The sequence below is a fragment of the Rhodopseudomonas palustris genome (assembly GCF_013415845.1).
In the GTDB taxonomy this organism is placed as follows: Bacteria; Pseudomonadota; Alphaproteobacteria; order Rhizobiales; family Xanthobacteraceae; genus Rhodopseudomonas; species Rhodopseudomonas palustris_F.
Map to the genome: position 1 here is coordinate 2,295,022 of NZ_CP058907.1, position 17,487 is coordinate 2,312,508.

Consider the following 17,487-nt stretch of genomic DNA (forward strand, 5'->3'; position numbering starts at 1 on the left):
TATGTGCCTCCGGCTCTTGTCGGTTCGCACGAGAACTTGGATGTTCGGATGATAGACGTGCGCCGTCGTCCGGCGGGCTCGGATACTTGCTCTGGCTGGAACGCGCGGTAATCGGACTTAAGCCGATCGCGGGAGCGTGAACTGAAAGCGCGCGCCGTGCGGCTTCAGCGAGGTGGCAAGCAGCCGGCCACCATGGGCGTCGATGATCGATTTGCTGATCGATAAGCCCATGCCCATGCCTTGCGGCTTCGTCGTCACCAGCGCCTCGAACAGCTGATCGATTCGATCCTCGTCGAAGCCGAAGCCATTATCCGTGACGCTGACAGTGACGCTGCCCGGGTCGTTGGTATCACTGGCGACCGTCAGCACTCGGCGGCCTTCGATCGTCGCCATCGACTCGACCGCGTTCATCGTCAGATTGAGCAGCACCTGCTGGAGCTGAACCTTGTTGCCGAGAACAACAGCATCGCCGCTATCCAGCCGGGTTTCGAGATGGATGCTGTGGTGGCGCAGCTCGCTCTGGATGATCGACAGGATTTCCCGCGCCACCTCGTTGATATCGACCGGCGCCATTTGGGGCGTCGATTTCACGGCCAACCCGCGGATGGTCTGAACCACGTTTGCGGCACGGCGGCCGTTTTCGATCACTCGGTTTGCGGCGTTCTTGGCCTCGGCGATCGACGGCTGTTCGTTGTTGAGCCAGCGCAGACAGACGTCGGCATTGGTGATGATGGCGGTGAGCGGCTGATTGATCTCATGGGCGATCGAGATCACCAATTCGCCGATCGCGGTCAGGCGCGACATCCGCATCAGTTCGGACTGCGATTTCTGCAGGGCGTCGACCAGCGCGTCCTTCTCTTCGAGGAAGGCGTTCTTAAGGGACATCGCCGCCTGCGACGACAGCAGCTTGAGCACCGACAGCTTGCCGGGCGTGAACACACCGGCGGTCAGGTTATTCTCCAGAAAGATGATGCCGATCAGCTTGCTGCGCTTCATCAGCGGAAGGCACAGGATTGACCGCGCTTTCAGTCGGGCCACATAGGGGTCAGCTGCAAATCGGCTGCCAAGAGCGTCGTCGATCGTGATTGCCTCGCCGGTGCGGGCGACGAGGTTGACGATCGACCGGGGCACCTCATCGGTCGATGCGATGTCCTCGCGCAGCACGACCACGGTCCCGGCTTCAGCGGTCCTGGCTTCTGCGCGGATCGATAGATCGTCGTCCTGCGGCAGGATCAGGAGCCCACGCTGCGCGCCGGCGTGTTCGAGCACCAACGTCATCAGCGTTTCCATCAGCCGCGGTACGCCGGATTCGTTGGAGACGGCCTCAGAGGTGCGCAGCACGGCGGCGAGATCGAAACTCTCGGCAATGCTGGAAGGAACCTGAGCCGATGCCGAAAGCGCGGCCGCGAGTTCCGGATAAAGGCGATCGATTTGGGCGGCCTTGGCGAAAGCGCCCCATTGCTGATAGCCGTCGCGCGCCTTGGCGAGATGGGCGTGGTAGGCGGTGTCGAGTCCCTGCTGGCGGCAAAAGCAGGCGGCGAGTTCATGGGCGATGGCTTCGACCTGCGAGACCCGGCCGCGGTGCGACGACGAGATCGCCTGCTGATAGAGCCGCAGCGCCTCGAACGGGCGGTGCTGCAGCCGCGCGATCTCGGCTTCCAGCAGTGCCCGCGCTCCTCTGTAGTTTTCGGGATTATGGACTTCCCAGGTGGCCATCTGTCGATGCGCGTCGGCAAGGAGTTCGGCCAGCTCGGCATGCGGCGCCGGCGGCGTGGCCAAGTCCATATTCGCGGCGCTGATCACGCCGACATAGAAATAGTAGATCGAATATTCGTGATGGCCGACGGTGCTCCACAGCAATGGCTGTGCCTTGCGCAGCGCTGCGAATGCCGCGACGTAATCACCGGCGAAGTACAGCGCCTGCATCTTGCGGATCCAGAACCAGCACAGCGCAATGTCCAGGCTGCGGTTCGCCGCCAGCTCGCTGGCGAATTGCTCTTCGTCAAAGCCCTCACTGCTGAGCGAGCCCAATGCCACGGTGTCGCCGCGCAGCGACCGCAGGAATTGGAGCTGCGTGGTGATGATGTAGACGATCAAGCCGAATTTCGCTCGCTTCATCAGCGCAAGGCGGGCGCCTGCCTCGAGCTCGACTTCGTCGAGCGGGTCGCCAGCGGAAAGCCGATTGGTGATCAACGTGCAGGACGAGAACCCCGCATATGTCAGATCGCCGGTCTCGTTGGCTTCCTCGAACGCCCGGCGCAGATAAGGCTGCGCTTCGTTGAGCGCGCGAGCCCAGGGCAGCACGTGAGCGCCATAGGTCAGGTGAACGCGCGCCTTGTATTGGTTGAGGCCGCGGGTTTCGACCAGCCGTAGCCCGAGGTCGCCAAATTTGAGCGCGGTGGCGTAGTCGCCGAAGCAGGGGCCGACAACCATGCCGAGATACGCGTAGGCGAGGGCAGAGGCGTCGGTGTTGCCGTGCTGAATGCTCAGATTGGCCATCCGGGACAGCAGCAAGCACACCAGGTTAAGATCGGTGAAGAACGCTGGCGCCAGCGCTGCCGTCATGACCGAGAGCGCCGCCGATCGCGAGCGGTCCGTCGAGGTTGGTAGATCAAGCAAAGACTCAATGCTGCGGCTGCCGATGCGCTGGGTCAGCAGTTGATATTCGGCGCTTGCCTCCTGGCGATCCGGATGCCGCGACCAGACGATGCCGACATTCCGCAAATAGGCGAGGCACCCCTCGATCGCGAGGTCGCTGTGATCCATCGCGGTGTAGAGCGTGATCTGCAGCGCAACCACGGCAGCAATCGCGACGTCTCCACGCGCCTTGGATACGAGCTGGCGCAGCCGCTCTTCCGCTTCGGTCAGGGCGCCGGTCAGAAATTCGCATTCGGCGAGCTGATATTCGACGTCGTAGGCCAGATCGGGCTGCTCGGCCCATCGATGCTCGCCGAGCAGGTTAAGCGCCGCCGCGAGATAGACCCGCGCCGAACTGTAGGCGATCGCCTTCTTGGCCGCGCGGCCAGCCTTCAGATTGTAGCCAGCGGCCAGCACCATCTCCGAGCGCGATGACAGCAGTGGTGCGCCGAGATTGTAGTGATTGGCGATGCTGAACAGCGCGTCGGACGAGGTCGGAACGGAGTTGGCCAGGTGCCGGGCGATCGCCAGATGCTCGGTCGGCAGATCCGAAGGATCGATCAGCCGGTAGGCGGCCTCGCGCACGCGGTCATGCACGAACCGGTAATCGTCCTCGGTGCGCAACAGCAGTTCGTTGGCGACGAGGTCCTGCAGCGCCTCGTGGACGTCCTCCACAGTGATGTCGCGGAGCTGCGCCAACAGGCACGCTTCCGCAGTCATGCCAAGGGTGGAGAATGTCTGCAGCACGTCTCGGGTGCGGGACGGAAGCCGGTGGAGCTTCCGGCTCATCAGATCGACGACGTTGTCGGTGAAGCCTTTTTCGTCGATCAGCTCGATGTTCCAGATCCACTCGTGATGCAGCAGATGGAAGCTGACGAGCTGCTCGTCGACCAGCGACGAAAAGAACTGGATCGCGAAGAACGGATTGCCACCTGTCTTGCGATGGATCAGCGCCGCCAGCGGGGCGACGTGGTCCGGCTCGGCGCGCAGAACGTCGGCGACCAGCGCACAGATGTCGTCTGCACTGAGCGAAGCAAGGCGGATCTCTTCGATACGCGACACGCTGTGCCGGATCTCCGCCAGCGCGCAGGAGAGCGGATGGTTGTCGTCCACTTCGTTGTCGCGATAAGCCCCGACGAGCAGAAGATGACGGGTATCGATGTTCTGTGCAAGCCGCACCAGAAATTCGGAGGTCGCGTTGTCGAGCCATTGCAGGTCGTCGAGAAACAGCACCAGCGGATGCTCCGCACGCGCGATCGCGGCGAGGAAGCGGGCCAGAACGGCCTCAAATAGGCTCTTGCTCTCCTGCGGCGGTAGGTCCGGCAGCGGCGGCTGCTCGCCGATCACCAGGGCGAGATCGGGGACCAGATTCACCATCAGCTCGCCGTGCTCGCCGACGGCCTCCTGCAGCGCAGCGCGCCATTGGTCCAGCTCACCGCAGTCGAGACCGAGGATCTGTCGTACCAGGGATCGAAATGCTTGGGCGAGCGTGGCGAATGGGATATCGCGCTTGTACTGATCGAACTTGCCGGCGATGAACCAGCCATTGGTCGGGGCAAGACTCTTGCGCAGCTCGCTGACCACCGATGATTTTCCGGCGCCGGAATAGCCGGAGATCAGGACCCATTCGGTGGTGCCGGTCGAGGCTGCACGGTGGTAGGCAGACAGGATCGCGTTGATCTCGCCCTCCCGGCCGTACAGCTTCTCCGGCATCCGGACGATGCCGGCGGCGTCGTGCTCGGTCAGATGGACGCCGGCCGTTGTGCCGTAAGTCTCCCATGCGGTGAGGCAGGCCCGCAGATCGCGCTCGACGCCGATCGCGGTCTGGTACCGGTCATCCGCGGATTTTTCCAGCAGCCGCAATGCGATCCGTTCGATCGCGGAGGTGGCTGCCGAAGCGTTCGGCAGCGGGTTCGGTTTGCGGGCGATGTGGTAGTGGATCCACTGGCCCGGGTTGGAAGCGAAGAACGGCAGGCTGCCCGAGGCTAGCATCTGGTAGAGCAGGATGCCGAAGACATAGAGATCGCTCCGCGCATCGATCGAGCGATTGAGCCTTCCAGTCTGCTCCGGCGACATATAGGTCGGCGATCCGATCTCGGTGCCAAACATATCGGGTCGCTCGCGGTTAAGCCGCGAGGCGCAGGCGAGGCATGTCAACCAGACCCGGTCGGATGGATCGATCCAAATCGCGTCCGGGCTCAGATTGCGGTGGATCAGGCCTTTGCCATGGATGTGTCCGAGCGCCTGCGCGATGCCGATGCCCCAACGTAGCAGCCGCGCCACCGGCAACGGCTGCCCGATCTTCCCGGACAGAGGCTGGGCGTCGTGGTCATCGATGATCAGCCCGGTGCGGCCGTCGATTGTCACCAGGTCGCGCGGGCGGAGGACGTAGTCAGCATCGAGATCGCGGGTGAGGGCGAATTCACGGGTAAGCTGCTGTGCCGCTGGAGGATCATCGAGATCGGCCAGCACCACGAGGCTTGGTGGATTGATGCCGTCGGCTCGGCGCCGAAAGACGCTCAAACCGCCTTCGCGCCGCACCAATTCCATCGGAGCGTCGATCTGTTTCACGGCACCGATCCAGTTGTGGCGCTCGGCCCGCCAATCAGATCCGGCCATTGGGGCCGGATGCCAGCGCGCGCTGAATACAGTGTACCAGAGTTTCCGCGTCGAAAGGTTTGCTCAGAAATCCGATCGCGCCGAGCGCCCGGGCTCGGGCCTCGATCCGCTCGTCTGGGAATGCGGTGATGTAGATCACCGGCGGTGCGCTGCCTTCGGCGGCTAAACGGGCGTGCAGGTCGAGGCCGCTCATCTCTGCCATCTGCACATCGGTGATGAGGCAGCAGGTGGTAGATCGGGTATCGGAGGCGAGGAATTGCGGCGCCGACGCAAAGCCGCGCGCCGTGTGTCCGAGCGAGCGGATCAATCCTTCGATGGCGATCCGGACGTTTTCGTCGTCGTCTATCACCGTTATGATCTTGCCGATGGTCATTTCTGCCATCCTCAAGAGTGATGCAGTACGATCCGACGCTCAGAAACTGTGCGGCACCAGTTTCTGCAATATAAGTCATACGATGGTTTTACGTCGCTTCCCCAGCGCGCGGCGCGAGAACTTCGGCCATTCGCACCAAATCGGCGAGTGACCGTGCGCCCATCTTCTTCATCACGCGGCCGCGATGAATCTTCACTGTGATCTCGCTCAGTCCGAGATCCGCGGCGACGTTCTTGTTCATCGATCCGGCCGATACCATCTCGAAGATCTGCTTTTCGCGCGGGGTGAGGGCATCAAAGCGGTGCACGATCTCGTTGCGCTTGTGTTCCGCCTCGCGACGCCGGCGATCGAGCTCGACCGCCGCTGACACCGCGTCCAGCATCTCCTGGTCGCGGAACGGCTTGGTTAGGAAGTCGACGGCACCGGCCTTCATCCCCCGCACCGTCATCGGCACATCGCCATAGCCGGTCATGAAAATGATCGGGACCCGGACTTCCAGCCGTGACAGCATGTCCTGCAGGTCCAGACCGCTGGTGCCGGGCAGGCGGACATCGAGGATCAGGCAGTTGGCATCGGGCGGAACGCCCGCCGTCAGCAAGTCTTGCGCCGATCCGAACAGCGCCACCCGATGGCCGACGGACCTGAACAGGCCTTCCAGCGCTTCTCTGATGCCGGCGTCGTCATCGACGACCACGATCAGGGGGCTGGGAAGGGAAGCCATCAAAAGGGTCTGCGTCCTCTGCGATTCCGCGCCGCCGAAATCTAAACAAGCTTTGGCGGACAATCCAGTTTTCAGCGCCAAATGACGGCTCTGACGGCAGCTGAATGCGGCCGGCTACTCGGGTTCCTCCCGCAAGCGCAATGTAAACCTTGGTTTGCTCTCGGCGAAACCAATGCAGCACCGCAGCGCACGTTGGTCCGACTTCAGCGTGTCGCCGAACTGCCGTTCAATCACCGGCAATGACAGCGATCACCGCACCCAGAGCCGAAGCCATGTCCCGGTTAGCCAGCCCAAGCGAGGCCTTTGCGTGTCTGGCGGAGATGCTGCAGGAGGCATCCGACGCGGTCGAGGACGATCCGTTCGCCGCCCGGGCGTGCCTGGCCCGGGCCACGATGTTGCTGCGTGAGGTCCAGGCACGTCATGCGCCGGAGGCGTCCGCCGAACGTCCCGATCAGTCGCAGGCTCTCGGGCTGGCGCGCTGGCAGCTCAATCGTGTGCTGCTGCATGTCGATCAGCACCTAGGGGAAAGCCTTCTGATCCGGGATCTGGCGCAACTGATCGGTCTCAGCCCTGGCCATTTTGCCCGTGCGTTTCGGCGCAGTACCGGGGTGGCTCCGCGTGGGTTCGTGCTCGAGCGCCGGGTCGCGCGCGCCAAGCAACTGATGCGGACGACGGAGCTGCCGCTTTCCGAAATCGCACTTGCCTGCGGATTAAGCGATCAGGCGCATCTGTCGCGCATCTTCCGCCGCTACACCGGGAATACGCCGAATGCCTGGCGCCGCGAATGGCACGACCGGCCGAGCTCCGCCGGGCGGCGCGACGATGAGCCCCGGGTCGCTTCGCTGTAAGTTCCAGTCGTCGTTGCGGCGTTGTCCGAAGCGCCGGGCTCACGCCTGGGCGCGCGGCGAGGTGATGCCCAGCGCTTTGATCCGCGACGCCAGTGTGGTCGGTTTCATGTCGAGCATCGCCGCCGCGCCGTCGTCCCCGAACACCTTGCCTTTGCAGGCGCGTAGCGCCGTGATGATGTTGTCGCGCTCCAGGTTGCGGAGATCTGCCACGGTCATCACCATGGGCCGGGCGTCCGGCTTCTGACGGCCGCTGGTGGCCGAGGCATGACTACCGGCCGTTTCCGGCAGGTCGAGCCGCAGCCGTCCGTTCTGCGCCAGGATGGTGGCGCGCTCGATCACGTTCTGCAGTTCGCGGACATTGCCGGGCCAGTCGTAGCGCATCAGGCGACGGACGTCGCCCTGCGACAACCGCAGCTCGGTTTTCAGTTCGCGTGCTTCATTGGCGAGGAAGTGCTGCGCCAGCAGCGGAATGTCCTCGCGGCGATCGCGTAGCGGCACCGACTCGATCGGAAATACGCTGAGCCGGAAATACAGGTCCTCGCGGAAATGGCCGCGCTGCACCTCCCGCTTCAGGTCGCGGTTGGTGGCGGCGATCAGGCGGACATCGACATCGCGGGTGCGCTCCTCACCGATGCGCTCGAAATTGCCCTCCTGCAGCACGCGCAGCAGTTTGCTCTGCAGCTCCAGCGGGATCTCCCCGACCTCATCGAGAAACAGCGTGCCGCCGTCGGCCAGCTCGAACCGCCCGATGCGGTCGCGCACCGCACCGGTGAAGGCGCCGCGGGCGTGACCGAAGAACTCGCTCTCGAACAACTCCCTCGGGATCGCGGCGCAGTTGACCCTGATCAGCGGTCGGTCGCGGCGCGTACTGGCTTCGTGGATCGCGCGCGCGATCAGTTCCTTGCCGGTGCCGGATTCGCCGGTGATCAGCACGGTCGCGGCGGTCGGTGCCACCAGCTTCACCTGCCGCAGCGTGGTCTGGATCGCTTCGCTCTGTCCGATGATGCCGCGCGGATTGGTCTCGATCCGGATTTCTTCCTGCAGATAGTCGTTTTCGAGCTGCAGCCGCTCGCGCAGGCGGTCGACTTCGGCCAGCGCAGCGTGCAGCTTTTCGTCGGCCTCGTGTCGCTGGCTGACATCGCGAAACACTACGACGGCGCCGACCACGCCGCCGCTGCGGTCGTGGATCGGTGTGGAGGTGTATTCGACCCAGACCGGCGTGCCGTCCTTGTGCCAGAACACTTCGCCGTCGACGGTGTGCACCGCGCCGTCGCGAAACGCCGCGTAGATTGGGCACTGCTGGCCGGGATAGTGCCGGCCGTCATGATGGCTGTGATGCACCATGGCATGCATCTCTTTGCCGACCAGCTCTTCGGCCGACCAGCCCAGCATTCGCTCCGCGGCCGGATTGACGAAGGTGGTCTTTCCTTCGGCGTTGACGCCGTAGATGCCTTCGCCGGCCGCCCGCAAAATGAGCTGGTTCCCGCGTTCGATGTCCTGAAATACCCGCTCGACGCGCTGCCATGCAGGCAGCCCGTCGCGCATGTAATCGTCGGCGACGGCGTCGACATAGCGCCGCCGGCGCTGCTCCAGATCGCTCATCGTCAACAGCAATAGCGAGCGGCCGCGATACGGCAGAAGCTTGCCGGCGTATTCCAATCGAAGCTGCGTGCCATCAGCATGCAGCGGCGTCAGCGCGTGCGTCCAATAGGTACCCTTGGCGAACACCGCTTGGGTAAACACCACGAGCGCAGGAAGCTGGGCGCCGTGCAACGCGCTGAACCTGGTCTGCAGCAAAGTGTCGGGGGCGTGGCCGAGCAGGCCGCTGGCGGCGCTGTTGGCGTCGACGATCTGGTCGAGCGTCGGGTCGACCAGCAGTACAGCTTCGACTGCGCTGTCGAACACGGCGGCGCGTAGCGGCGCATCGATCGTGGCGGTTAAAGAAGAGGGGGAGGAGAGGTCCATCGGACGCTCCGAGTTTTCGTAACTCGACTACGAAATTCCGTATATTACGAGATCTCGTATTCAGCAATCCGCCAAAACCGCCCATACAGTCGCATCTGGCGGCCAATCGGTGGTTGGCACGCTCCTTGCGGTTGGGACCTCGACGTCACGCAGGAGGTCCCATGTCTACGTTCGACAATCCGTTCGATCCCAATCGCCGGCTGCATACCACGGGTTGTAGTTGTGGCCGTCACGCTACCGAGGTTGAGCACGCTGCCGAGCAGGCCGCCGCGTTGCAGAGCGCCGTGACGCAGGGCGAAGAGAAGCGGTTCGAAGGCGTCGTCGCGTCCGCGGTGATGCGCGCGATGTTTCCGCAGGATGCCTCGCGGCGCGCCTTTCTGAAGTCGGTCGGCGCTGCCACGGCACTCGCCGCGGTGTCGCAGTTCTTCCCCCTGCAGACCGCAACCGATGTGTTCGCCTCGGGCGGTCCGCTGGAAAAGACAGACCTCAAGGTCGGCTTCATTCCGATCACCTGCGCTACGCCGATCATCATGGCGCATCCGATGGGCTTCTATGCGAAGTACGGCCTCAACGTCGAAGTGATCAAGACCGCCGGCTGGGCGGTGATCCGCGACAAGACGCTGAACAAGGAATACGACGCCGCGCACATGCTGTCGCCGATGCCGCTGGCGATCACGATGGGCGTCGGCTCCAATCCGATCCCGTACACCATGCCGGCGGTCGAGAACATCAACGGTCAGGCGATCACCCTGGCGATGAAGCACAAAGATCGCCGCAATCCGAAGGACTGGAAGGGCTTCAAATTCGCCGTTCCGTTCGACTATTCGATGCACAATTACCTGCTCCGCTACTATTTGGCCGAGCATGGTCTCGACCCCGACGTCGACGTCCAGATCCGCGCCGTGCCGCCGCCGGAAATGGTCGCCAACCTGCGTGCCGACAATATCGACGGCTATCTCGCGCCCGATCCGATGAACCAGCGTGCGGTCTATGACGGAGTCGGCTTCATCCACATCCTCACCAAGGAAATCTGGGACGGCCACCCGTGCTGCGCCTTCGCCGCGTCGAAGGAATTCGTCACCTCGATGCCGAACACCTACGGCGCGCTCCTGAAGTCGATCATTGAGGCGACCGCCTACGCGCACAAGCCGGAGAACCGCAAGGAAATCGCCCAGGCGATCTCGCCGGCGAACTACCTGAATCAGCCGGCAATCGTACTCGAACAGATACTCACCGGCACCTATGCGGACGGCCTCGGCAACGTCGTCAAGCAGCCGAACCGGATCGATTTCGATCCGTTCCCGTGGCAGTCGTTCGCGATCTGGATCATGACCCAGATGAAGCGCTGGGGGCAGATCAAGGGCGACGTCGACTACAAGACGATCGCCGAGCAGGTCTATCTGGCGACCGACACGGCGAAGCTGATGAAGGAAGCAGGCCTCGCGGCCCCCGACACCACGTCGCGGTCGTTCTCGGTGATGGGCAAGCCGTTCGATGGCTCCAACCCGGATCAGTATCTCGCCAGCTTCAAGATCAAGAAGGCCTCGTAACGGAAAGGGGACCGGCGGCGGCATGTTTGGATCTCTCCGCCGCCGGCCGCGTCCCCGAACGATGAGCGTCGCAACAGCGCCGCCGGTGGCTAGCGTAGCCGCAGCCACCGGCCTCCAGGTCCTGCACTGACACGACGGGTGACGTCATGACCAAATCACTACGCCTCCGCGCCGCGGTGGTCTCGCTGCTGCTGTTCGGTGGCTTCATCGCCGCCTGGCATCTGGCGACGCGCGGCAGCGGCGAGGTCGCCAAGATGAGCCCGGAATATGCGGCGCTGATGGGCGCCACTGCGACGCAGGGCAAATCGGCGATGCCCGGTCCGTTCGAGGTCGGCGCCAAGTTGTGGGAGCACATCAAGCGACCGTTCTACGACAACGGCCCCAACGACAAGGGGCTCGGCATTCAGCTCGGCTATTCGATTGCGCGGGTGATGACCGGCTATCTGCTGGCGGTGCTCGTGGCCATCCCGCTCGGTTTTCTGATCGGCATGTCGCCGCTGATGAACAAGGCGCTCGATCCGTTCATTCAGGTGTTGAAGCCGATCTCGCCGCTCGCCTGGATGCCGCTTGCGCTCTACACCATCAAGGACTCCAGCCTGTCGGCGATCTTCGTAATCTTCATCTGTTCGGTGTGGCCGATGTTGCTGAACACAGCGTTTGGTGTCGCTTCGGTCCGCAAGGAGTGGATCAACGTCGCCCGCACGCTCGAAGTCGGCACCGTGCGTCGCGCCTTTACGGTGATCTTGCCGGCCGCGGCGCCGACCATTCTCACTGGCATGCGGATTTCGATCGGCATCGCCTGGCTGGTGATCGTCGCCGCCGAGATGCTCGTCGGCGGCACCGGCATCGGTTACTTCGTCTGGAACGAATGGAATAACCTGTCGATCGTCAACGTCATCATCGCGATCCTGATGATCGGTTTGGTCGGTATGCTGCTCGATCAGGTGCTGGCGCGGTTCACCCGTATGGTCACATTTCCGGAGTGAGCGCGATGACGAACGACAAGTTCATTTCGATCGAGGCGATCGCGAAGCGTTACCCGGCAGCGGCCGGGGGACAGACCACGATCTTCGAAAACCTGTGGCTGTCGCTGCCGCGCGGTGAATTCGGCTGCGTGATCGGGCACTCCGGTTGCGGCAAGACGACTGTGCTCAACATCCTCGCCGGCCTCGACCGGCCGACCGAAGGCGCGGTGATCGTCGACGGCCATGCGATCGAAGGCACCAGCCTCGACCGCGCGGTGATCTTCCAGAGCCACGCGCTGCTGCCGTGGCGCACCGTGATGGGCAACGTCGCCTATGCGGTGTCGTCGAAATGGCGCGACTGGGACAAGGCCAAGGTCCGAGCCCATGCGCAGCGCTTCATCGATCTTGTCGGGCTGACCGGCTCCGAGCACAAGCGTCCGTCGGAACTGTCCGGCGGCATGAAACAGCGCGTCGGCATTGCCCGGGCACTGTCGATCACGCCGAAGATCATGCTGATGGACGAGCCGTTCTCGGCGCTCGACGCGTTGACTCGCGGCTCGCTGCAGGACGAGGTGCGGCGGATTTGCCTGGAGACGGGGCAGACCACCTTCATGATCACCCACGATGTCGACGAGGCGATGTATCTCGCCGACAAGATCTATCTCATGACCAACGGCCCCGGCGCGGTGATCGCCGAGATCGTCGAGAACCCGCTGCCGAAGGACCGTGCCCGGATCGATCTGCACCGGCATCCTTACTACTACGGCCTGCGCAACCACATCGTCGATTTCCTGGTGACGCGCAGCAAGACCTTCACCAGCAACAATCCGAACCACGATCCGCTGCACGTGCCGATCGTCCGGCCCGGCGTCGAGGACGCTGCGCCCGTGCCGATGCAGGCGAACGCCCGCTGATTCCATCATCCACCGATCCCCACCTCACTAAGGAGACCGACCATGAAGCGAGCCGAACTGACCGAGAAGCTGCTCGACATCAAGCGCGAGAAGGGCTGGACCTGGAAGTACATTTGCGAGACCATCGGCGGCCATTCCGAGGTGCTGGTGGTCGGTGCGATCCTCGGCCAGATGAAGCTGACCAAGCCGCTGGCGGCGAAGGCGGCCGAGCTGTTCGGGCTGTCGGCGGTCGAGACCGCGATGCTCAACGAGGTGCCGATGCGCGGCGAGGGCATCACCATGCCACCTCGCGATCCCTTGATCTATCGCTTCTACGAGCTGGTGATGATCAACGGTCCGGCCTGGAAGGCGCTGATCGAGGAGGAATTTGGCGACGGCATCATGTCGGCGATCGACTTCGACATGGTGATGGAACGGCTGCCGAATCCGAAGGGCGACCGCGTCAAGATCACGATGTCGGGCAAGTTCCTGCCGTACAAGTATTACGGCGCCACCGGCAACAACGCCGAATACGGCTTCAAAGAAGAGTAAGCTGCAGGCGGACCGACGCCGCAGTCGCGGGTCTTGTGGTCCATCACGTATCAGATCGGCCGTGGCGTCGCTCCCGTCGAGGAGATGTCGCCACGGCCTATCGCGATCAGTGGATCAGCACCGGCTCGCTCGGCGCCACGGTATGGGTCGGTTCGGCGACCGCCTCGACCGCATTGCCGCCGGCACGAGACAGAAAACGATGGCACTGCATTTCGCGGTCGTAGCCGAGCAGGATGCCGAGCATGAAGTCGTGCTCGGCTGACAGATTGCACAGCGGCCCGGTCATGAAGCCTTGCACCGTGCGGACCGCGGAGGCGACGCCGAACACCACGTTGATGCGATGCTGGCACGCTTCGTGGACGTGGTGGGCGATGCCGGCGGTGCGCAGCCGCGCCACGATCGAGGTGGCCTCGACCGAAGGAAGCGTCATCATCGCGAGCGGGCGGAGCCCCTTCGACAGCTCGTAGAGGTGGTGCTGGAAGATCTGCAAGGTCGCTGCGCTCATGTGAGACGACTGATCCATTCGGTGATCCTCTTTTCGGTCTTGGATGATTGGCCGTCCTCGTCGAGCGCGAGGCCGACGAAGCGGCCGTCGCGTTCCGCTTTGGAGGCGGTGTAGTCGTAGCCCGCAGTTTCAGTGAAGCCGATGACGTCGGCGCCGAGATCGACCACGTGGTCGTACAGCAGTCCCATGGCGTCGACGAAACTATCCGGGTAGTTGGTCTGATCGCCGGTGCCGAACAGCGCCACCTTCTTTCCGGACAGATTGGCGCCGGTGAGCTTGTCGATGTTGGCTTCCCAGTCGGTCTGCAGATCGCCAAAACCGTAAGTCGGGGCACCGAGGATCAACAGGCTGCAGGCCTCAAAATCGGTGGTGGTGGCTGATTTGATATCGACGGCGCGGCCCTGCAGCCGCTTGGCGATCCGCGAGGCAACGGCGCGGGTCGCGCCGGCATCGGAGCCGAAAATCACATTGACGCTCATTGACGATGGGTCTTTCGCTGCAAACGATGAAACTGATAATTGTCAGGTGTCGGCCGTGCGACGCGGGTGCGCGCGTCACTGGGCAAGACTAAGCGCTCGGTTGCGGACCAACAAATTGAACCGGTCCAAAACCTTTCGCGTCGAGGCGGCTATTACTTAGAATGTCTGTGATGTGGTACGCAGAGGCGGCGCGCGCTCAAGCGTGGGCGGTGGCGCGGCGATCGTCGGCGAGCTCCGGCAGCACGAATGGCTGGCCCGCGACGTCGGTGTTGACGGTGAGTGCGACATCGAACACGTCGGCGATCAGCTGGCGCCGCAAGACGGCGGCAGGGGCTCCGTCGGCGGCGATCCGGCCGCCACTGAGCACGATGATGCGATCGGCGAACCGGGCGGCGAGGTTCAGATCGTGCAGGATCGCGATCACGGTGGTGCCGCGGCGGGCGCAGCGCCGCGCGGTCTCGGCGAGATCGAGCTGGTGGCGGATGTCGAGGCTGGAGGTCGGTTCATCGAGCAGCAGCAGCCCGGGGCCGGCGTCCGCTTCGCCGCTCCACAATTGCACCAGGATCCGGGCGAAATGGGCGCGCTGCTGCTCGCCGCCCGACAGCGTGGTGATATCGCGGTGGCGGAAATGGTCGAGGCCGACGTCACGGAGCGCGGCGTCGAACAGCGGCGCCGCCTTGCGCGGATCGATGTCCGCGCCCATCGCCACGATCTCCTCGACCGAGAACGGGAACGACACCGTAGTGTGCTGCGCCAGCATCGCGCGCCGGGCGGCAAGCACGCGGGGCGGATAGTCGGAGAGCGCGCGCCCGTCGAGCGAGACGGTGCCGGAGGTCGGCCGCAGATCGCCGGACAGCATCCGCAGCAGGGTGGACTTTCCGGCGCCGTTGGGACCGACGATCGCGACCAGCTCTCCCTGGGAGATGGTGAGACCGACGCGATCGACCAGCGTTGCGCCGGGGAGCGCGAACGAGGCCGCCTCAGCTTTCAGCGCGCCGCTCATGGCCCCACCAACTTGCGCTGCCGAAGCAGAATGGCGAGGAAGAACGGCGCGCCGATCGCTGCGGTGAGAATGCCGATCGGCATCTCGGCCGGCGCGACGACGGTCCGCGCCACCGTGTCGGCCACCACCAGCATCACCGCGCCGAGAACGGCGGAGGCGGGCAGCAGCAGCCGATGCGACGGGCCGATCACCAGCCGCAACAGATGCGGCACGACGATGCCGACGAAGCCGACCACGCCGGTGACCGCGACCGCAACGCCGGCCATTGCCGACACCAGCAGGATCGAGATCCGCTTCAGCCGCTCGACGTCGACGCCGCTGTGAAACGCCTCGGTCTCGCCGAGGACAAGCAGATCCAGGCGGCCGGCGATCCGTAGCAGCACCAAGAGCGCGATCAGCAGGACAGAACCGGTGGAGGCGGCCTTGGCCCAGTTGGCGCCGCTGAGCGAGCCGAGCATCCAGAAAGTGATATCACGGAGCTGGCGATCGTCGGCGACGAACACCAGCACACCGAGACCGGCGTTGGCGATCGCCGCGATTGCGAGACCGGCGAGCAAGAACAGCGCGATCGAGGTGCGGCCCGATCGGCTCGCGATCCTGTACAGCACAATGGTGGTGATCAGCGATCCGCCGAAGGCGGCGAACGCCAGCAGATACTCCTGCAGGCCACGCAGATGCGGGCCGAGCAAATGTTCGAGCAGGACGATCGAGGCGGCCGCACCAAAGGCGCCGCCGCTGGCGACGCCGACCAGCGCCGGGTCGGCCAGCGGATTGCGGAACAGGCCCTGCATCAGCGCCCCCGCGGCGGCGAGCAGGCTGCCGACGATCGCAGCGGTGAGAATCCGCGGCATCCGGATCGACCACAGCACGAGCTGATCGCGCGTCGTCGCCGCATCGCTGGCGGCGCCGGTTAGTCCGAGCGCTGCGGGCAGGCGGGAGAGCGGGATGCCGGCGGCGCCCACCGTCATCGCCAGCGCCATTGCGGCGATCAGCAACCCGCCGAGTACGGCGAGCGTGATCGCGGCTCCGGGGCGCGGCGCGCCGGCGCGGCTGCGGCGGGGAAGCGCCAGCACGCTCATGAGCGGCAATCGACCGTGGTGGCTTTCGGCTTGAAGCCGGCGGCCTCGGCTGCGAGCTGCGGATACAGTTTCGATGCGACCTCGACTGCCGCGGCTGGCGTGCGCGGCCCGAAGCCGAGCAGATACAGTCCGTCCATCGCCAGGAAGGCACGGTGCTGGCCGGCTGGCGTCAGCGAGAACGCCGGATGGGCGTAAAACGCGTCGGCCTCGAAGGATTCGCGGCTGCGCTTGATCGTCAGCACGACATCGGGACGTGCTGCGACGATCGCCTCGTCGTTGATCGATTTGTAGCCGTCGTAGCCATCGATCGCGTTGACGCCGCCGGCGAGCGCAATGATCGAATCCGCCGCGGTGTTCCGTCCAGCCGCCATCGCCTGGCCGTTGACGAGCGACATAACGAACATCACGCGCACCGGCTTGGTGATCGCCGCGCGCAGCTTGCGCAGCGTGGTGAAGTCGTCGCCGACCGCGGAGGCAAGACACGTCGCGGCCTTGTCGGCGCCCATGGCGTGGCCGATCAGCGCGATCTTGTCGAGCAGGCCTTGTTCGGAATACGCCTCCGGCACCGACACCAGCGGAATGCCGGCCGAAGTGATCGCATCGATCGTCTGTTTCGGGCCGGCCGAATCCATCGCCAAGATCAGCGTTGGGTTCAGTCCGATCACGCCTTCCGACGACAATTGCCGCAAGTAACCGACATTGGGTTTTCCGGCGACCGCCTCGGGCGGATACACGCTGGTGGAATCGATGCCCGCGATCCGCTGCGCTAGGCCGAGATCGGCCAGCACCTCGGTGATCGCGCCGCCGATCGACAGCGTGCGTGAGGAATCCGCAACGGTGACGTCGCGGGCGTGCGCGTCGCGCACCTTGATCTCGGCGGCCATGGCCGGCAGCGACAATGAACCAGCGAGTAGCGTCGCGGCGAACAGGGCGGCGCGGCGGCGTGTAACGTGAGCGATCGCGATCATTTGGTCAGGATCAGCTTGTTCTGCGAGGTGAGGCGAAGGCGGTAGCGATCGTCGCCATGCGCGATCACGATCTCCCGATCCACCGTGAACAGTTCGCGGCTGTCGATCTGATTGCCGACAATGCTGACGGCTCGCGCGCCACCGGGGCTCGCAGCGGCCTGCGTAGGATCTGCGCCCAATCGATCGGATGCTGTCATCATTCCGCTTCTGGTGTTGTTGCTGACCTCGACGTGAGCGACTGGTTATAAGCGGTGATCCGAAAATGTGTCTTATAATTACTATAAACGGCGCGATCGGCGCTTGAGCTCGCGCCGCGGTGCGTCGTAACTT

At 64.2% G+C, this 17,487-nt stretch carries 15 protein-coding genes; 5 read left to right on the top strand and 10 right to left on the bottom strand.

What is annotated here, in order from left to right:
* Positions 1-117 precede the first annotated feature (117 nt).
* The 3 genes from HZF03_RS10520 to HZF03_RS10530 all read right to left on the bottom strand — a co-directional run bounded on the left by HZF03_RS10520 (position 118) and on the right by HZF03_RS10530 (position 6,350).
* Complete coding sequence (locus HZF03_RS10520) at positions 118-5,208, bottom strand: trifunctional serine/threonine-protein kinase/ATP-binding protein/sensor histidine kinase (protein WP_234832261.1); 5,091 nt, start codon at positions 5,206-5,208, stop codon at positions 118-120.
* 34 nt (positions 5,209-5,242) lie between these two features.
* Positions 5,243-5,629, bottom strand: coding sequence for a response regulator transcription factor (locus HZF03_RS10525; RefSeq protein WP_119018822.1), 387 nt, complete (start codon positions 5,627-5,629; stop codon positions 5,243-5,245).
* An 88-nt stretch (positions 5,630-5,717) separates the two neighbouring features.
* Entirely contained in the window at positions 5,718-6,350 is a 633-nt protein-coding gene (locus tag HZF03_RS10530; protein WP_119018821.1) for a response regulator transcription factor, read from the bottom strand.
* Positions 6,351-6,589: 239 nt separating this feature from the next.
* Here HZF03_RS10530 and HZF03_RS10535 point away from each other — a divergent pair, with 239 nt between their 5' ends.
* Complete coding sequence (locus tag HZF03_RS10535) at positions 6,590-7,198, top strand: helix-turn-helix domain-containing protein (protein WP_119018820.1); 609 nt, start codon at positions 6,590-6,592, stop codon at positions 7,196-7,198.
* A 39-nt stretch (positions 7,199-7,237) separates the two neighbouring features.
* Here the strand turns inward: HZF03_RS10535 and HZF03_RS10540 are convergent, their stop codons facing one another.
* Entirely contained in the window at positions 7,238-9,163 is a 1,926-nt protein-coding gene (locus HZF03_RS10540) for a sigma 54-interacting transcriptional regulator (RefSeq protein ID WP_119018819.1), read from the bottom strand.
* 161 nt (positions 9,164-9,324) lie between these two features.
* Between HZF03_RS10540 and HZF03_RS10545 the strand changes: the two genes are divergently transcribed.
* The 4 genes from HZF03_RS10545 (at position 9,325) to cynS (ending at position 13,123) form a co-directional block, all read left to right on the top strand.
* On the top strand, positions 9,325-10,713 hold the full coding sequence (locus tag HZF03_RS10545) for a CmpA/NrtA family ABC transporter substrate-binding protein (RefSeq protein ID WP_119018818.1): 1,389 nt from the start codon (positions 9,325-9,327) through the stop codon (positions 10,711-10,713).
* A 146-nt stretch (positions 10,714-10,859) separates the two neighbouring features.
* A complete protein-coding gene (ntrB, locus tag HZF03_RS10550) occupies positions 10,860-11,699 on the top strand; it encodes a nitrate ABC transporter permease (protein ID WP_011157668.1) in 840 nt (279 codons plus the stop codon).
* Between the two features lie 5 nt (positions 11,700-11,704).
* Positions 11,705-12,592, top strand: coding sequence for an ABC transporter ATP-binding protein (locus HZF03_RS10555; RefSeq protein WP_119018817.1), 888 nt, complete (start codon positions 11,705-11,707; stop codon positions 12,590-12,592).
* A 42-nt stretch (positions 12,593-12,634) separates the two neighbouring features.
* Positions 12,635-13,123, top strand: a complete 489-nt coding sequence (gene cynS / locus HZF03_RS10560; RefSeq protein ID WP_107344081.1) for a cyanase — start codon at positions 12,635-12,637, stop codon at positions 13,121-13,123.
* A 106-nt stretch (positions 13,124-13,229) separates the two neighbouring features.
* Here the strand turns inward: cynS and HZF03_RS10565 are convergent, their stop codons facing one another.
* The 6 genes from HZF03_RS10565 to HZF03_RS10590 all read right to left on the bottom strand — a co-directional run bounded on the left by HZF03_RS10565 (position 13,230) and on the right by HZF03_RS10590 (position 17,357).
* On the bottom strand, positions 13,230-13,628 hold the full coding sequence (locus tag HZF03_RS10565) for a DUF2023 family protein (protein ID WP_234906873.1): 399 nt from the start codon (positions 13,626-13,628) through the stop codon (positions 13,230-13,232).
* Complete coding sequence (gene fldA / locus HZF03_RS10570) at positions 13,625-14,107, bottom strand: flavodoxin FldA (RefSeq protein WP_119018816.1); 483 nt, start codon at positions 14,105-14,107, stop codon at positions 13,625-13,627. Before fldA ends, HZF03_RS10565 begins: the two co-directional genes overlap by 4 nt.
* Before the next feature lie 196 nt (positions 14,108-14,303).
* The gene (locus HZF03_RS10575; RefSeq protein WP_119018815.1) at positions 14,304-15,110 is read right to left on the bottom strand and encodes a heme ABC transporter ATP-binding protein; all 807 of its coding nucleotides are present in this window, start codon (positions 15,108-15,110) and stop codon (positions 14,304-14,306) included.
* A complete protein-coding gene (locus tag HZF03_RS10580) occupies positions 15,107-16,189 on the bottom strand; it encodes a FecCD family ABC transporter permease (RefSeq protein WP_119018814.1) in 1,083 nt (360 codons plus the stop codon). Before HZF03_RS10580 ends, HZF03_RS10575 begins: the two co-directional genes overlap by 4 nt.
* Positions 16,186-17,157 carry a heme/hemin ABC transporter substrate-binding protein gene (locus HZF03_RS10585; protein ID WP_119018813.1) on the bottom strand — a complete coding sequence of 324 codons (972 nt, stop codon included), beginning with the start codon at positions 17,155-17,157 and terminating at the stop codon, positions 16,186-16,188. Before HZF03_RS10585 ends, HZF03_RS10580 begins: the two co-directional genes overlap by 4 nt.
* Positions 17,154-17,357, bottom strand: a complete 204-nt coding sequence (locus HZF03_RS10590; protein ID WP_119018812.1) for a hemin uptake protein HemP — start codon at positions 17,355-17,357, stop codon at positions 17,154-17,156. Before HZF03_RS10590 ends, HZF03_RS10585 begins: the two co-directional genes overlap by 4 nt.
* Positions 17,358-17,487: the final 130 nt, after the last annotated feature.

Coding starts and splice junctions, on each gene's coding strand:
- HZF03_RS10525 (WP_119018822.1), bottom strand. CDS start 5,629: ATGACCATCGGCAAGATCATAACGGTGATAGACGACGACGAAAACGTC.
- HZF03_RS10530 (WP_119018821.1), bottom strand. CDS start 6,350: ATGGCTTCCCTTCCCAGCCCCCTGATCGTGGTCGTCGATGACGACGCC.
- HZF03_RS10535 (WP_119018820.1), top strand. CDS start 6,590: ATGACAGCGATCACCGCACCCAGAGCCGAAGCCATGTCCCGGTTAGCC.
- HZF03_RS10540 (WP_119018819.1), bottom strand. CDS start 9,163: ATGGACCTCTCCTCCCCCTCTTCTTTAACCGCCACGATCGATGCGCCG.
- HZF03_RS10545 (WP_119018818.1), top strand. CDS start 9,325: ATGTCTACGTTCGACAATCCGTTCGATCCCAATCGCCGGCTGCATACC.
- ntrB (WP_011157668.1), top strand. CDS start 10,860: ATGACCAAATCACTACGCCTCCGCGCCGCGGTGGTCTCGCTGCTGCTG.
- HZF03_RS10555 (WP_119018817.1), top strand. CDS start 11,705: ATGACGAACGACAAGTTCATTTCGATCGAGGCGATCGCGAAGCGTTAC.
- cynS (WP_107344081.1), top strand. CDS start 12,635: ATGAAGCGAGCCGAACTGACCGAGAAGCTGCTCGACATCAAGCGCGAG.
- HZF03_RS10565 (WP_234906873.1), bottom strand. CDS start 13,628: ATGAGCGCAGCGACCTTGCAGATCTTCCAGCACCACCTCTACGAGCTG.
- fldA (WP_119018816.1), bottom strand. CDS start 14,107: ATGAGCGTCAATGTGATTTTCGGCTCCGATGCCGGCGCGACCCGCGCC.
- HZF03_RS10575 (WP_119018815.1), bottom strand. CDS start 15,110: ATGAGCGGCGCGCTGAAAGCTGAGGCGGCCTCGTTCGCGCTCCCCGGC.
- HZF03_RS10580 (WP_119018814.1), bottom strand. CDS start 16,189: ATGAGCGTGCTGGCGCTTCCCCGCCGCAGCCGCGCCGGCGCGCCGCGC.
- HZF03_RS10585 (WP_119018813.1), bottom strand. CDS start 17,157: ATGATCGCGATCGCTCACGTTACACGCCGCCGCGCCGCCCTGTTCGCC.
- HZF03_RS10590 (WP_119018812.1), bottom strand. CDS start 17,357: ATGATGACAGCATCCGATCGATTGGGCGCAGATCCTACGCAGGCCGCT.